Raw genomic sequence first — 15110 nt, 5'->3', positions numbered from 1 at the left:
GGCCGCCGATTAGTCCTAAAGCCCGGCTAAAGTGTAGCGTTTTGCGTAAATAGATCTAGCGGAATTGACCCTATGGGTGGCCCGGAACCAGCGGGGCCCATAGCTCTGGTTTCTTCAAACTCCTGAAGGAGACTTAATGACTGAGCGTCCCAGTGCACAGCTGCGCTATGGGGAAAACACCGAAGACAGCCTTGAGCTTCCCCGCGTTGACGCGGTGGAAGGCAATGGCGGCTTTGATGTCTCCAAACTGCTGAAACAGACCGGAACCGTCACCTTTGACCCGGGCTTCATGAACACCGCATCCACGAAGTCCGCCATTACCTACATTGACGGTGACGCCGGAATTCTGCGGTACCGCGGCTACCCGATTGAGCAGCTGGCCAAGCAATCAAGCTTTCTGGAGACGTCTTACCTCCTGATCTACGGAGAACTCCCCACCCCGGCCCAGCTGGAAGACTTTGATCAGCGGATCCGCCGGCACACGCTGCTGCACGAAGACCTCAAGAGCTTCTTCGGCGGTTTCCCGCGCGATGCCCACCCGATGCCGGTGCTGTCCTCGGCCGTAAGCGCCCTGTCGACCTTCTACCAGGACTCCCTGGACCCGTCTGACGAGGAGCAGGTGGAACTCTCCACCATCCGCCTGATGGCCAAGCTTCCGGTCATCGCTGCCTACGCGCACAAGAAGAGCCTCGGCCAGCCGATGCTCTACCCGGACAACTCCATGAACCTCGTGGAAAACTTCATGCGCCTGAGCTTCGGTCTTCCGGCCGAGCCGTACGAGATTGATCCGGACCTGGTCAAGGCACTGGATCAGCTGCTGGTCCTGCACGCTGATCACGAGCAGAACTGCTCCACCTCCACTGTCCGTCTGGTCGGCAGCGCCGGTGCCAACATGTTCACCTCCGTTTCCGCCGGGATCAGCGCCCTGTCCGGACCGCTGCACGGCGGCGCCAACGAGGCCGTGCTGAACATGCTCCGTGAGATCAAGTCCACGGGCATGGCTCCGGAAACCTTCATGGAGAAGGTCAAGAACAAAGAAGACGGCGTGAAGCTCATGGGCTTCGGACACCGCGTCTACAAGAACTACGATCCGCGCGCGAAGATCGTCAAGGCCACGGCCCACGACATCCTGGCCAAGCTCGGCGGCAACGACGAGCTGCTGGACATCGCCATGCGCCTCGAAGAGAAGGCCCTGGCGGACGATTACTTCATCGAACGCAAGCTGTACCCGAACGTGGACTTCTACACCGGCCTGATCTACAAGGCCATGGGCTTCCCGGAGAAGATGTTCACGGTACTGTTCGCCATCGGCCGCCTGCCGGGCTGGATCGCCCAGTGGCGTGAAATGATGCTGGATCCGCAGACGAAGATTGGCCGTCCGCGCCAGCTTTACACCGGCTCCCTGGAGCGCAACTACCCCGTACGCTAAGCGTCAAAGCCTGCGGCAGGACAGTAACGGCAAAGGCCCCCGGAATCCGTTCAGGATTCCGGGGGCCTTTTTGCGTTTCGCCCGGCAGGGCCGGCGGGTCAGGATGCGGCGTAGCCCTGGGGATTGTTCTTCTGCCAGCGCCAGTGGTCCTCGCACATGGCATCCAGCGTGCGCTGCGCGGACCAGCCGAGGTCTGCCAGGGCTGCTGAGGGATCCGCGTAGCTGACGGCGGCATCTCCGGGACGGCGGGGAGCAATCTCATACGGGATGTCCCTGCCCGCGGCCTTGGAGAAGGCGGCCAGCACCTGGAGGACCGAGGAACCGTTGCCGGTGCCCAGGTTCCAGCGGTGCACGCCGGGCTTTACGGTGATGTATTCCAGTGCGGCGAGATGTCCGGCGGCCAGGTCCACCACATGGATGTAGTCCCGCACGCCGGTGCCGTCCTCCGTGGGGTAGTCATCGCCGAACACCATGACCTTCTCCCGGCGGCCCACAGCCACCTGCGCAACGAACGGCAGCAGGTTGTTGGGCACGCCTGTGGGATCTTCACCGATCCGGCCGGACTCGTGGGCGCCGGCGGGGTTGAAGTAGCGCAGCAGCGCAATATTCCAGCGCTCGTCGGCAGCGCCCAGATCCGCCAGGATGTCTTCAATCTGCTCCTTGGTGCGGCCGTAGGGATTCACCGCGTCCATGGGCATCTTCTCGGTCAGCGGAACTTCTTCGCTGGCGCCGTACACCGTGGCCGAGGAGCTGAAGACAAGGGTGCGGACGTTGTGCTTGTCCATCATCCGCAGCAGGTTCAGGGTGCCGCCCACATTGTTGTGGTAGTAGTACAGCGGCTTCGCGACGGATTCGCCGACGGCCTTCAGGCCGGCAAAGTGGATGACGGCGTCGATCCCGTGCTCTGCGAATACGCCGTCAACAGCGCCCTCGTCCAGCAGATCCGCGTGCACGAAGACCGCGCTGCGTCCGGCCAGCTCCTGAACCCGCTTCAGGGATTCCTCGCTCGAGTTGGCCAAATTGTCCAGGACCACTACGTCGTGGCCCGCTTCCAGCAGTGCCAGTGTCGTGTGGGAGCCGATGTATCCCGTGCCTCCGGTAACTAGTATTCGCATGGTTCCAGACTAGTGGATCCCGTCGCGGGCACCGGTTTAGGACTGTTCAGCGGCCCGATGGACCGTAAGGACCACGGCGTTGTCCGGGGCGGGCGCGGGATCCCAGGAGCCGGTTGCACGCGTCCACCGCAGTTCGTCGAAGGCAACGGAGTCCAGCGACAGGGCTTCGGCGTTGGCAACCGCCCACTGAGCCAGGGACCAGCCGTAGGTTCCGCTGCCGGCAACCGTAATGCGGTCTCCTTCGACGGTTGCCTCCACCGGCCCGTACACGATGGTCATTGCCGTCAGGACGGCTTCCGGGTTGCCGGAGGACGACGGCGGAGCCAGGGTGCAGGTCAGCGCTGCGGGGGAGTGCCCGGTCAGGGCGGAAGCGAAGGCCTTGGCCTCGGCTTCGTGATCGGCGTAGGCGTCAGGGAAAGCGCTGCGCTGGACCGTCTGTGCCGCCACCGTCAGCGGGAGGTCCGCGTAATTCGGAACCTTTTCCAGCGCGTCGTAGAAGGCATTTGCCGCATACACCGGCTCCATCACCTGCTCTTCGCTGCCCCATCCCTGGGACGGTCGCTGCTGAAACAAACCGCGGGAGTCCGGTCCGGCGTCGTCCCCGTAATCGAGGTTCCGCAGCCCGGATTCCTGGATGGCTGTGGCCACGGCAATGGAGGCGGCGCGCGCCGGCATGCCCCGCCGAACGGAGATCCCGGAGATCAGGGCCGCCGTCGACGTCCGGGCGGGCGTCAGATGGTAGGCCACACCGTCCGCTGTGGCCGTGCAGGCTGCGGGTTCCGGCCTCTTGTCTTCCGGATCCCGCAGGACGGAGACCGCGTACACGGTGACTGCTGCCAGGAAGAGCACCACCAGCAGCAGCACCGGAACAAATCCGGTGCTGCGCCGGCGGCTGGGGTCGGAGGCCAAGGGGCGAACGTGCTAGTTGGCGTGCAGGGCGTCGTTGAGTTCCACACTCGCGCCGCTGCGGGCGAGGGCCTCCACCGCACCGGTGGTGGAATTACGGCGGAAGAGCAGATTGGGCACGCCGGAGAGCTCCACCGCCTTGACGATCTGCGGCTCCTCACCGGGAATCAGCACGGCCACCCGGGTGCCGGCGGTGATGTACAGGCCGGCTTCCACGACGGATTCATTGCCGATGCTGATGCCGACGCCGGAGTTGGCGCCCAGCAGCACACGCTCGCCAAGGGTGATTTTTTCCCGTCCGCCGCCGGAGAGGGTGCCCATGATGGAGGCGCCGCCGCCCACATCGGTGCCGTTGCCCACCACCACGCCCGCGGAGATGCGGCCTTCCACCATGGAGACGCCCAGTGTTCCGGCGTTGAAGTTCACGAAGCCTTCGTGCATGACCGTGGTGCCTTCGGCCAGGTGCGCACCCAGCCGGACCCGGCCGGCGTCGGCGATCCGCACACCGGAGGGAACCACGTAGTCCGTCATCCGGGGGAACTTGTCCACGCCGTACACAGTGACCGGGCCGCGGGCCCGCAGCCGCAGGCGGACCGTCTCAAAGCCTTCGACCGCGCACGGCCCGAAGTTGGTCCAGACAACGTTGGGCAGCTTGCCGAAGATGCCGTCCAGGTTCAGCGTGTTGGGCGCGGCAAGGCGGGTGGAGAGCAGATGCAGGCGCAGGTAGGCATCGGCGGTATCCGCCGGCGCCGCGTCGAGGTCAATCTCGGTGCGCAGGACCTCGCCGTGCGTGCCGCGCTCGGAATCGGTCATGGCGGCGGCTGCGGCTTCCAGCTCTGCAGCAAGGGAATTGGCGTCAGCCGAAGCGGCCGCGTCCCGGGCTTCGAGCACGGGCCGGGGGTACCAGACATCCAGCACTGTGCCGTCGTCGGTGATCGTGGCCAGGCCGAGGCCGGAGGCGATGCGGGCAGTGGGGGAGGAGGAGCTTGAAGTCATGGATTCAAGTCTACCGATTGGTGTCCGCCGGACGCGGGCGCAGGGGTTGCTTCCGGCACCCAGGCATGGGATCGGTAGGGTGGAGACATGACTCAAACGCCATCCCGCACCCTGGACCTGACCCGCGACGTTGCCCTGCTGACCGCAGACCTGATGGACATTGAAAGCGTGTCCGGCAATGAGACGGAGCTGGCCAACGCCGTGGAGGCTGCGCTGCGCACCCTGGCGCACCTGGAAGTGGTGCGCGACGGCGACTCCATCATGGCGCGCACGTCGCTGGGCCGCGCCGAACGGGTGATCCTCGCCGGGCACCTGGACACCGTTCCGCTGCCCACTGTCCCGGGCTCGCGCGGAACCGTTCCCTCCTCCTGGGACGGCGAGGTGCTGTACGGCCGCGGAGCCACGGATATGAAAGGCGGGGTGGCCGTTCAGCTGGCGCTGGCCACAGAGCTGGCCAACCCGACACGGGACGTAACGTTCATCTTTTATGACCATGAAGAAGTGGAAGCGTCGCTGTCCGGTCTGGGCCGGCTCCAGGAGAGCTTCCCGGACTGGCTGGAAGCAGACTTCGCCGTACTGCTGGAGCCCACCAACGGCACGGTGGAGGGCGGCTGCAACGGCACCATGCGCTTCCATGCCACCACCACCGGCCGGGCCGCGCATTCCGCCCGTGCCTGGATGGGGGAGAACGCCATCCACGCAGCAGCGGAAATCCTGACCCGGCTGCGGGACCATGAACCTGCCACCGTCTCCGTGGAGGGGCTGGAGTACCGGGAATCGCTGAACGCCGTCAAGATCTGGGGCGGAACCGCCGGGAACGTCATTCCGGATGCAGCCACCGTGGAAATCAACTACCGCTTTGCCCCGGACAAATCGGTGGAACAGGCCGAGGCCTACGTCCGTAACCTGCTGTCCGGCATCGATCTGGTCCGCACGGATGCCGCCGCCGGTGCCAGGCCGGGACTGGACCGGACTGCCGCGGCGAGTTTTGTCGCCGTCGTCGGGCAGGAACCCAAACCCAAGTACGGCTGGACCGACGTTGCCCGGTTCAGCGCCCTGGGCATCCCGGCCGTGAACTTCGGTCCCGGGGACGCCCTGCTGGCGCATACGGACAACGAGCACGTTGAGGCGGCGGCTGTGCGGGCCTGCCTGGCCGCGCTGCGGACCTGGCTGAGCTGAGGCTGCGCCGAGCATACAGAGGCACAGCATAAAGAAGGGGAGGACCGGCGGTGCCGATCCTCCCCTTCTTTATGCCGGTTCCGGCAGCTACTTGGCCGGAGCCGGAGCCTCAATGCCTTCGGGCTCGATGGTGTCCTCGATCTTCAGCACCTTGCCGGCACGCGCGCCCAGACGGCGTGAAAGACGCTGGGCGGCGAAGGTCAGCAGCCAGTTCAGGAGGATGAAGATCGCCGCGGTGACCAGCAGTGCCGGCAGGATGTTGCCTTCGCCGCTGGCCAGGCGACGCGCGTACTCAAGCAGTTCCGTGTAACCGATGAAGGTACCCAGCGCTGAGTCCTTCAGGATGACCACAAACTGGCTTAGCAGCGCCGGCAGCATGGCAACCAGGGCCTGCGGCATCTCGATGCTGCGCAGCGACTGGCCCGGGGTCAGCCCGATGGCAAGGCCTGCCTCGCGCTGGCCCTTCGGCAGGCCAAAGACACCGGAGCGTACCAGTTCGGCGATGACCGAACCGTTGTACAGGGTCAGGGCAATCACCACGGCCCAAAACGGAACCTGTGCCGAGTCCACCGGGGTGGACTTGGAGAGGAACTGGTAGAAAAACACCATCATCAGCAGCACGGGAACGGCTCGGAAGAATTCCACCACAATGCCGCAGACCCACCTGATGGGTTTGAAGGGTGAAAGCCGGCCGATACCGAAGAGCAGGCCGAAAGCGATGGACGCCACCACTGCTACGGCGGCAGCCTTGAGGGTGGAGAGCAGACCGGGCAGGAGATAGTACTGCCAGGTGCTCCATTCCAGGAACGGCGTCCACTTGGCGGCCTCGAACTGGCCCTTCTCCGCCAGGCCGGAGACAGCGAACCAGAGCAGTGCCGCCACCAGCAGGACACCCAGGATGTTTGCGATTCGAATGTTGCGCCGGGCCTTGGGACCCGGGGCGTCAAACAGGACGTTCTGTGTCATCGTGCCACCGCCAGTTTCTTCGAAGCCCAGGTGGTAAGCAGGCCGATGGGGATAACGATGATGACGTAGCCAATGGCAAAGGTCAGGAAGATCTGTGTCATCAGGTTGGGATAGAACTCGATCATGGTCTTCATCGTGCTGGAGGTTTCCACTGCAACACCGGCTGTGGCGGCGACGGTGGTGTTTTTCACCAGGGCGATCAGCACGTTGCCGATCGGCGCGATGGCGCCCCGGAAGGCCTGCGGCATGATGATGATCCGCGCCGCCGCAAAGAACCCCAGACCGATGGCACGGGCAGCTTCGGCCTGTCCCAGCGGAACGGTATTGACGCCGCTGCGGATGGCTTCACAGAAGAAGGCTGCGTGGTACACGGTGAGTGAGAGTACAGCCAGACGGAAGAAGTTGGTGTTGAAGTCCGAAGACAGGCTGACGTTCAGCTGTGACCAGAGTGCCAGTGAACCGAACACCATGATGATGGTCAGCGGAGTGTTCCGGAAGATATTCACGTAGGCGGCACCGAACCACTGCAGGCTGGGGATCGGCGAGATCCGCATCAGCGCCAGGACGGTGCCGAGTATCAGCGACCAGAGAGCCGCCCAGAACGCGAGCTGGATGTTGACCCAGAAAGCGCCGACGACGTCGTACTGCTCGAAGAGGGCAGTAAAACCCTCCATGTTTCACCTCTTTATGGTGGACGAAGCCCGGGCCGGGAAAGCTGAAGGCTCTCCCGGCGCCGGGGTGGAACGAAACGGTGCCGCGGCACCGGGGTGGCGGTTAGGCGCAGGCGTCTGTCTCCGGCGGGTTCAGCGCGGCGTTGAAGGTGTAGTCGACGCCCTCGGTGTTCTTCTTGATGGCTTCTTCCCAGGCACCCTCTTCGACCATCTTGGTGATCGCGGTGTTGATGTCCTCGCACTTGACGAGTCCGTCTTCCTTCGGAAGGCCCACACCGTAGCGCTCCTCCGAGAAGGTGTTTCCGATGACCTTGAACTTGCCCTTGTTGGCGTCCGTGGACGCCAGGCCGGCGAGGATGATGTCGTCAGTGGTGACGGCATCAATGGAGCCGCCCTGCATGGCGGTCACGCACTCGGCGTAGCTGGGCTGCTCCAGCAGGTTCACGCCGGCGGCGTAGTTGTCCTTGATTTTCTGGGCGGAGGTGGAGCTGGAGACTGAGCACAGGTTCTTGCCGTCGAGCTCGTCGGGGCCGCCGATTTCGCTGTCGGTGGGAACCAGCAGGTCCTGGCCGGCAACGAAGTAGGGGCCGGCAAAGGCGATCTTTTCCTTGCGGGTATCCGTGATGGAGTAGCTCGCCAGGATCATGTCCACCTGGTCATTTTCGAGCATGTTTTCGCGCTGCGGGGAAGGCGTGGAGATGAACTCAATCTGGTCCTCGGGGTAGCCGAGCTCATTGGCCACGTACTTGGCGACGTCAACGTCGAAGCCCGTGTAGTCGTTACCGTCCTTGAAGCCGACGCCGGGCTGGTCAAACTTGATACCGATGCGGATCTTCTCTCCGGCACCTTCGGTGCTGCCGGAATCGGAGCCGGAATCCCCGCCGCAGGCGGACAGGGTCAGGGCAGCCACGGCAGCCATGGCTGCTGCGGCGTAACGGGTCTTGCGCATGATTTCTCCTTGCATTGCGGTGCTCCGGTGGACGGGGCACCTAGCCTCATAAGGATTTCCCCCAACTGGTGAAACCCCGGTACTGCGGTACTGCCGGTACTGCTGTGGACGGTCTAGTGCGAAAGGATCTTGCCGAGGAAGTCCTTGGCCCGGTCGCTCTTGGGGTTGGTGAAGAACTCTTCGGGGGTGGCTTCTTCGACAATCTGTCCGTCAGCCATGAAGATGACGCGGTCAGCCGCCTTGCGGGCGAATCCCATTTCGTGGGTCACCACGATCATGGTCATGCCCTCCTTGGCCAGGCTGACCATGGTGTCCAGCACCTCGTTGATCATTTCGGGATCGAGGGCCGAGGTGGGCTCGTCGAAGAGCATGACCTTGGGCTTCATGGCCAGGGCCCGGGCAATGGCCACGCGCTGCTGCTGGCCTCCGGAAAGCTGCGCCGGCAGTTTGTTGGCCTGGTTGGCAACGCCCACCCGCTCCAGCAGTTCCATCGAGAGTGCCTTTGCCTCGGCACTCTTCATGCCTTTGACCTTGACCGGGCCAAGGGACACGTTGTCGAGGATTGTCTTGTGGGCAAACAGGTTGAAGGACTGGAACACCATGCCGACGTCGGCGCGGAGTTTTGCCAGTGCCTTTCCTTCGGCGGGCAGCACCTTGCCGTCGATGGCAATCTCGCCGTCGTCAATCGTCTCCAGCCGGTTGATGGCACGGCAGAGCGTCGATTTTCCGGAACCGGAGGGCCCGATCACTACGACCACTTCACCGCGGGCCACATTGAGGTTGATGTTCTGCAGAACATGCAGCTCGCCAAAGTGCTTGTTGACGTTCTTGAGTGAGACAAGAGGTGCGGCGGAATCAGGCGTTGCGCCTTCGGTTGTGTCACGGGTCATAAGAAGAAGATAGCCAACGAATGTGTCCGAAATGTGTCAGAGTCCACAAAACGCCGATAATCGTGACGCAAGAGCAACCAAACGTACCGGGGGAGTCATGTGAGGGCCGGAACACACATGTGGCTACCCTTGAATTATGGAATTCAGCGACAAGAGCTCCCGGGGCCGGGATAACAGCCCCCGCAAACGCGGACCGGTGGAACTGCGCAGGGCGCAGGCCCGTGCGCCGCAGTCGGACCAGTACCTGCTCGACTCTTCGGACCAGACGCACTTCACGCACACGGATCCGTGGCGGGTGCTGCGCATCCAGAGCGAATTTGTGGAGGGTTTCGGCAGCCTTTCGGAGCTTGGGCCGGCTGTCAGCGTCTTTGGTTCCGCCCGCAGCATGCCGGGGTCTGCGTATTACAAGCTCGGCGAGGAAGTGGGGCGGCTGCTCGCGGCAGAGGGGCTGGCCGTCATCACGGGCGGCGGCCCGGGGTCGATGGAGGCGGCGAACAAGGGCGCGGTTGAGGCGGACGGCCTGTCTGTTGGCCTGGGCATTGAGCTTCCCTTCGAAACCGGTCTGAACGACTGGGTGGATCTGGGAATCAACTTCCGGTATTTCTTCGTGCGGAAGACCATGTTCGTAAAGTACGCGCAGGGGTTCATCGTCCTGCCGGGCGGCTTCGGAACCATGGACGAGCTCTTCGAAGCCATGACACTGGTCCAGACGCAGAAGGTGACGTCCTTCCCGATTGTCCTGATCGGCACGGACTTCTGGGGTCCCCTGATGGACTGGGTCAAGGGCACGCTGCTGGCCGAGGGGATGATCTCCGAGAAGGACCTCGCCTTGATCCATATCGTGGATGATCCGGCGGAAGCCGTGGAACTGATGATTACCGACAGCGCCGGACACGTCTCGCCCTAACGGACCGGCTTCCGGTGGGGGAGCACGGAGTGCTCTCTGGCACGATGGTCCTGTGACAACCTTCCTAATTTTCGTGGCCGTTCTCGCAGCAGGTGCAGTGGCGCTTGCCGCTACCGGGCTTCCGACTTTCCGCAGACCCGGGACGGCGCCCGGGGAGCCCGCATCGGCGGGGGATCCCGGCTTGGCGGAACCGGATCCAAGGCTGCCTCCGGTCCTCCTGCCGGAGGACGTGCAGCCTGCTGACCTTGGGCGGCTGAGATTTTCGGTGGCGTTCCGGGGTTACCGGATGGACCAGGTGGACGCTGTCCTGGCGCGTCTGGAAGAGGCGCTGGCGGAAAGGGACGCCGCTCTGGCTGCCGTGCAGGCTCCTGGAAAGGTTCCGCCGCGGCCGCGGAACGACGCGCGGCAGGAACCGGGGATGCCGTCATGAGCACTGTGGCAGGTTCCGACGGGCTTTTGCGCTGCCCCTGGGCCGTCAGCAGCCCCGACTATCAGCAGTACCACGACGAGGAATGGGGCCGCCCGGTCACCGGCGAGGCAGCCCTTTTTGAGCGCCTGAGCCTGGAGGCGTTCCAATCGGGATTGAGCTGGATCACGATCCTGCGTAAGCGGCCAGCGTTCCGCCGTGCCTTTGCAGGCTTCGATCCTGCGGCCGTGGCACGGTTTACGGACGAGGATCGGACACGGCTGATGAATGATGCGGGAATAGTCCGTAACCGGGCAAAGATCGACGCCGTCATCGCCAACGCCCGGGCACTCCTGGACCTGCCGGCAGGGGAGAGCCTGGAAACGCTGCTTGAGGCACACCGCCCTGACCCGCAGCGGCCCGCACCACAGACCATTTCCGACGTTCCGGCTATCACCGAGGAGTCCGCTGCGCTGGCAAAGGCCCTGAAAAAGCGCGGTTTCCGCTTCGTGGGACCCACCACTGCCTACGCGATGCTGCAGGCCACCGGGTATGTCAATGACCATCTGGCAAGCTGCTGGGTCCGCAATGGCGGATAGCGCGGCCCGGCAGGGGGACACCCGTCCGGCGTCGGCCGCCAACACCGCGCTGGTGCGGGCATCAGCGCGCCTGGCCGCGGCCTTCAGCCGCTGGCCCTGGTACATCAAGGTCCTGGCCGTCTGGGCGGCGGCGCGCTTGTTTTCGTTCACGGTGTTCGTTGCCGTAGCGGCGCAGCAGGGACTGAACCCGTGGGGATGGGAGGGAACGCCCTCGTACCTGCAGTTCATTGGTGCCTGGGACAGCGAGTGGTACCAGCGCATTTTCGCCGGCGGCTACCCGTCCGAAATCCCCCGTGATGAAACGGGCCGGGCGCAGGAGAACCAGTGGGCGTTCTACGCTCTCTTTCCGGGACTGGTCCGGGCGCTCGCAGCCGTCACCGGGCTGGGCTGGGAAGTCCTCGCACCCATAGTGGCCACCGCCGCCGGATTCGGCGCCGCTCTGATGGTGTACCGGCTTTTCGCGCTGCGGGCTTCGTCCGGCACCGCCCTCTGGGGTGTGGTGTTTGTGGCGGTCAACCCGGTATCCCCGATCCTGCAGGTTCCCTATGCGGAGTCGCTGAACCTGCTGCTGCTGGCGGCATCGCTGTACCTGCTGATCACCCGCCGCTACCTGTCCGCCGTGCCGGTGGTTCTGGTGATGTGCCTGTCCCGGCCGGTGGGTGTCGCTTTTGCCCTGATGATGGGGATCCTGTTTGTGCGCCGCTGGATACTGCGCCGGAAGGAAGCCTTCCCGCCGGCCGAGGCATGGCGGATGGTGGTCTTGGGAATGGCCTCCGGAGCCGGCGCCCTCGCCTGGCCCGCGCTGGCGTGGTGGTACACCGGGGAAGCGGGTGCCTACACGGACACGGAAACGGCCTGGCGGGGAGACACCCTGCTGGTTTTCAAACCGTGGTTTGTCGAGGCGGAGCGGCTCTTTGGGCCGGTCATGGGGCCGGTGGCGCTGATCGCCCTGGTGGCTCTCACCGTCCTGTGCCTCAATTCCGAGCCTGTGCGCCGGCTCGGCGTGGAAATGCAGGTGTGGTGTGCCGCCTATGTGTTGTACCTGCTGGCCTTCCTGAATCCGCTGACCAGTACGTTCCGGTTGTTGCTGCCGCTGTTCCCGCTGGGGCTGGCCCTGGCGTCCCTGAGCAGTTCCCGGGCCTACCGGACCGCGGTCGCAATGGCCTTCCTGGTGCTGCAGATTGTCTGGGTGGCGTGGCTCTGGCGCTGGACTCCGCTTCCGGGCGGAGGGGATTATCCCCCCTAGGATTGTGGCGCGGAACACAAGAAATTTCGTTTGGATGATGTTTGTGCGGAATAATGAAGGCAATTGCCGCCGGAGCAGGTCTTAGGCCGTGCGACAGAGGTTACATGTGTGACTGGGGGGTAGCCCGCAGCGCACTGTGAAAGGGGAACTGGAACATGGCAGCGATGAAACCGCGTACGGGTGACGGACCTATGGAAATCACCAAGGAGGGGCGAAGCCTCATCCTGCGGGTGCCGATCGACGGCGGCGGACGGCTCGTCGTCGAACTCAATGCTGAGGAAGCCGGCAAGCTCAAGGATTGCCTGCTGGGCGCCACGAGCTAGGAAGCGAAACCAATGCAGCGACTCCCCAAAGGATCCTCACCAGCCACCTCTTCCGCCGGGGAGGCTCCGGGGACCGATTTGTCTGGCATTGCCATGACGGCGGTGACAGCGGTGGATCAGCTGCTGACCGGTGCCGGTGCCCCCACCGCCGGCACCGGGCTGCGGCCCACCCCTGAGGAAGAAGTTGATGTCCTGGCCGTTGCCATGGCCGCAGCTCCTGAATCCTCGTCGCGGGAGGACTCCGAGGAGTCGCTGCATCCCACGCCGCAGCCCCGGCGGGGCGCCGTGGAAACAGCCCTCTGGTACGGCGTGGACGTGGCTGCCCGCGCGGCCGCGGCCGGCGTTACCGGCAAAGCCGGTGAAACACTGCTGGTGGAACCGCCGTCGGACAGGGCCGCTGACCTGCCGGCCAAACTGATTTTTGTAGGCGTCGGCGATGAATCCGTCCAAAACCTGCGCCGTGCCGGAGCAGCACTGGCCCGAGCCACCAAAGGTGCGCGCCGGATACGCGCTGCGGTGGTTGACGGACTCGGTCCCGCCGCGCAGCAGGCCTTTCTTGAAGGCTTCCTGCTGGGCGGATACCAGGCACCCCGCCAGGGAAAAACGCCCGCCGGCCCTGTCATGGCCCGCGCCATGGAAGTCACCGGGCTGGATTCAGATGCGCATCGCCAGGCGCAGATCACCGCCCGGGCTGTGTGGCTGGCCAGGGATCTCACCAACCTTCCGCCCGACGTGGCAACCCCCGCCTGGATGGCGGCACAAAGCCGTGCCGTTGCGAAGCGTGCGGGCCTGGAGATCACTGTCCTGGAGGAGACCGAACTCCTGCGGCAGGGATTCGGCGGCCTGACTGCGGTTGGATCCGGTTCTGCGAATCCGCCGCGCCTGGTGCAGGTTACTTACCAGCCCTCCGCCGAGACCGCGGAACACGTTGTCTTGGTTGGCAAGGGGATCACTTTTGATTCCGGCGGCATCTCGCTGAAGCCCCGTGACGCCATGATGTCCATGAAGATGGACATGGCCGGCGCAGCCGTGGTGCTGGCTGCTGTGGAGGCCGCTGCCGAACTGGAGCTGCCGCACCGCGTTACGGGCATCCTGGCCCTGGCGGAGAACGCCATCGGCGCTTCCGCTTACCGGCCCGGTGACGTTGTCACCACTTACGGCGGCACGACTGTGGAGATCGGGAACACGGACGCCGAGGGCAGGATGGTCCTTGCCGACGCGCTGGCCTATGCAGCCGCGGGCCTCGCCCCGGACGTTTTGGTGGATATTGCCACCCTGACGGGAGCTGCAGCCCTGGGCCTGGGCCAGCAGTACGGTGCAGTGTTCTCCAATACTGAGCTTCTGCTGGATGCATTGGAGGAAGCGGGGGAGGCTTCGGGGGACCGCGTCTGGCCGCTGCCCCTTGTCCATGAATATGACTACGCTCTTGACTCGGTGACAGCCGACGTGGCGCATGTGGCTCCGCCGGCGCTCAAGTTCGGTGCGGGGGCAATTGTGGCCGCCCTTTTCCTCGAAAAGTTCGTTGACGGTGTTCCCTGGGCGCACCTGGACATTGCCGGGCCGATGAGCGCTCGTGCGGACAGGCATGAGATCGCCAAGGGTGCCACCGGATTCGGAGCCAGGCTGCTGATCAGTTTCCTTCGGAACCTGCCCGGCCTCCGGCCCTGATCGCCGCCGCTGGGGTGTCCCGGACCGCTAGCTGGTCTTGACCGCCAGCAGCAGGCCGTCACCGGTGGGCAGCAGTGACGAAACAAGAGCGTCATTGTCCCGGATCGCTTTTCCGACTTTCCGCATGGTGTTGGTGGTCTCTTCGCGGATGGCCGGATCGGAGACTTTCCCGTGGTCCAGGGCATCATTGACCACCAGCAGTCCGCCGCGCTTGAGCAGGCGGACGGCCTGCGTCACGTAGAGCGGAAAAGACGGCTTGTCGGCGTCGATGAAAACCATGTCGTAGGCTCCGTCGGTGAGCCGGGGAAGGACCTCAGCGGCACGGCCCGAGATGGTGCGGGTCCGGTTACCGGCCACGCCGGCTTCGCGGTAGGCCTCACGCGCCGCCCGAAGATGGTCGACGTCGGAATCAATGGTGGTCAAGACGGACTGGCGTCCCAGACCCCGCAGCAGGCAGACACCGGAGACCCCGGCACCGGTGCCCACTTCCACCACAGTCTGGGCCTTGGACGCTGCGGCGAGAACCGTCAGGGCAGCGCCGACGCCGGTTGAGACGGGCGAAACTCCCAGTTCGTAGGAGCGCTCCCGCGCGCGCAGCAGGACCTCGTCCTCGAAGGGCAGCCCCTCCGTGTAGGACCAGCTGGTCTGCTTGTCGGCGCTCATTCGTGTCACTTTCGTTTGTTGGGGAACCATGCTCAGTCAAGCTTAAGGCCCGGCGGCGGCCGGATTGGCTTTGCGGGACGCGGGCCGCGGCAGCCGGTAAAACACCGCTCTTGTGTGCGCACGGCAAGAGTGCTAACAGCGAATTCCCAGACTGATGCGTCAACATAATTATGCAGGACGCTAACAAGGGCTTCGTT

16 protein-coding genes are annotated in these 15110 nt (G+C 64.5%); 8 read left to right on the top strand and 8 right to left on the bottom strand.

From position 1 onward, the window contains the following. The first annotated feature begins 136 nt into the window (after positions 1–136). Complete coding sequence (locus tag CXR03_RS01415) at positions 137–1429, top strand: citrate synthase (protein WP_104101485.1); 1293 nt, start codon at positions 137–139, stop codon at positions 1427–1429. A gap of 98 nt (positions 1430–1527) precedes the next feature. Here CXR03_RS01415 and galE read toward each other — a convergent pair whose 3' ends face one another. Genes galE through dapD form a run of 3 tightly spaced genes read right to left on the bottom strand, consistent with a single transcriptional unit; the run spans position 1528 to position 4446 of the window. Then, entirely contained in the window at positions 1528–2544 is a 1017-nt protein-coding gene (gene galE / locus CXR03_RS01410) for a UDP-glucose 4-epimerase GalE (protein WP_104101484.1), read from the bottom strand. A 36-nt stretch (positions 2545–2580) separates the two neighbouring features. Then, on the bottom strand, positions 2581–3453 hold the full coding sequence (locus tag CXR03_RS01405) for a hypothetical protein (RefSeq protein WP_104101482.1): 873 nt from the start codon (positions 3451–3453) through the stop codon (positions 2581–2583). 12 nt (positions 3454–3465) lie between these two features. Then, positions 3466–4446: a 2,3,4,5-tetrahydropyridine-2,6-dicarboxylate N-succinyltransferase gene (gene dapD / locus CXR03_RS01400; protein WP_104101480.1), complete on the bottom strand. Its 981-nt coding sequence runs from the start codon at positions 4444–4446 to the stop codon at positions 3466–3468. Positions 4447–4533: 87 nt separating this feature from the next. Here dapD and dapE point away from each other — a divergent pair, with 87 nt between their 5' ends. Next, the gene (dapE, locus tag CXR03_RS01395; protein ID WP_104101478.1) at positions 4534–5625 is read left to right on the top strand and encodes a succinyl-diaminopimelate desuccinylase; all 1092 of its coding nucleotides are present in this window, start codon (positions 4534–4536) and stop codon (positions 5623–5625) included. 87 nt (positions 5626–5712) lie between these two features. Here the strand turns inward: dapE and CXR03_RS01390 are convergent, their stop codons facing one another. From CXR03_RS01390 to CXR03_RS01375, 4 genes are all read right to left on the bottom strand, one after another. Then, positions 5713–6591, bottom strand: a complete 879-nt coding sequence (locus CXR03_RS01390) for an amino acid ABC transporter permease (RefSeq protein ID WP_104052627.1) — start codon at positions 6589–6591, stop codon at positions 5713–5715. Continuing rightward, positions 6588–7265, bottom strand: a complete 678-nt coding sequence (locus CXR03_RS01385) for an amino acid ABC transporter permease (protein ID WP_104052626.1) — start codon at positions 7263–7265, stop codon at positions 6588–6590. Before CXR03_RS01385 ends, CXR03_RS01390 begins: the two co-directional genes overlap by 4 nt. A gap of 100 nt (positions 7266–7365) precedes the next feature. Beyond that, positions 7366–8211: a glutamate ABC transporter substrate-binding protein gene (locus CXR03_RS01380; protein WP_104102738.1), complete on the bottom strand. Its 846-nt coding sequence runs from the start codon at positions 8209–8211 to the stop codon at positions 7366–7368. 113 nt (positions 8212–8324) lie between these two features. Next, entirely contained in the window at positions 8325–9101 is a 777-nt protein-coding gene (locus CXR03_RS01375; protein ID WP_104101477.1) for an amino acid ABC transporter ATP-binding protein, read from the bottom strand. A gap of 136 nt (positions 9102–9237) precedes the next feature. On the opposite strand from CXR03_RS01375, the gene CXR03_RS01370 reads away from it, so the two are divergent. From CXR03_RS01370 to CXR03_RS01345, 6 genes are all read left to right on the top strand, one after another. Beyond that, positions 9238–10008: a TIGR00730 family Rossman fold protein gene (locus CXR03_RS01370; RefSeq protein WP_104101475.1), complete on the top strand. Its 771-nt coding sequence runs from the start codon at positions 9238–9240 to the stop codon at positions 10006–10008. 52 nt (positions 10009–10060) lie between these two features. Continuing rightward, positions 10061–10438 carry a DivIVA domain-containing protein gene (locus CXR03_RS01365; RefSeq protein WP_104101474.1) on the top strand — a complete coding sequence of 126 codons (378 nt, stop codon included), beginning with the start codon at positions 10061–10063 and terminating at the stop codon, positions 10436–10438. Beyond that, on the top strand, positions 10435–11013 hold the full coding sequence (locus CXR03_RS01360; RefSeq protein WP_104101472.1) for a DNA-3-methyladenine glycosylase I: 579 nt from the start codon (positions 10435–10437) through the stop codon (positions 11011–11013). The genes CXR03_RS01365 and CXR03_RS01360 overlap by 4 nt, the downstream gene beginning before the upstream one ends. Further along, positions 11003–12259, top strand: a complete 1257-nt coding sequence (locus tag CXR03_RS01355) for a hypothetical protein (RefSeq protein WP_104101470.1) — start codon at positions 11003–11005, stop codon at positions 12257–12259. The genes CXR03_RS01360 and CXR03_RS01355 overlap by 11 nt, the downstream gene beginning before the upstream one ends. 155 nt (positions 12260–12414) lie before the next feature. Beyond that, complete coding sequence (locus CXR03_RS01350; RefSeq protein WP_104052619.1) at positions 12415–12582, top strand: DUF3117 domain-containing protein; 168 nt, start codon at positions 12415–12417, stop codon at positions 12580–12582. 12 nt (positions 12583–12594) lie between these two features. After that, positions 12595–14250 carry a M17 family metallopeptidase gene (locus CXR03_RS01345; protein ID WP_258073444.1) on the top strand — a complete coding sequence of 552 codons (1656 nt, stop codon included), beginning with the start codon at positions 12595–12597 and terminating at the stop codon, positions 14248–14250. A 27-nt stretch (positions 14251–14277) separates the two neighbouring features. On the opposite strand, the gene CXR03_RS01340 is transcribed toward CXR03_RS01345, so the two are convergent. Beyond that, positions 14278–14913: an O-methyltransferase gene (locus CXR03_RS01340; protein ID WP_104052618.1), complete on the bottom strand. Its 636-nt coding sequence runs from the start codon at positions 14911–14913 to the stop codon at positions 14278–14280. Between the last annotated feature and the right edge of the window lie 197 nt (positions 14914–15110).

Origin of the sequence: Arthrobacter sp. 08Y14, assembly GCF_002929455.1 — a bacterium.
Lineage (GTDB): Bacteria > Actinomycetota > Actinomycetes > Actinomycetales > Micrococcaceae > Arthrobacter_B > Arthrobacter_B sunyaminii.
This window is presented reverse-complemented; position numbering and strand designations above follow the sequence as displayed.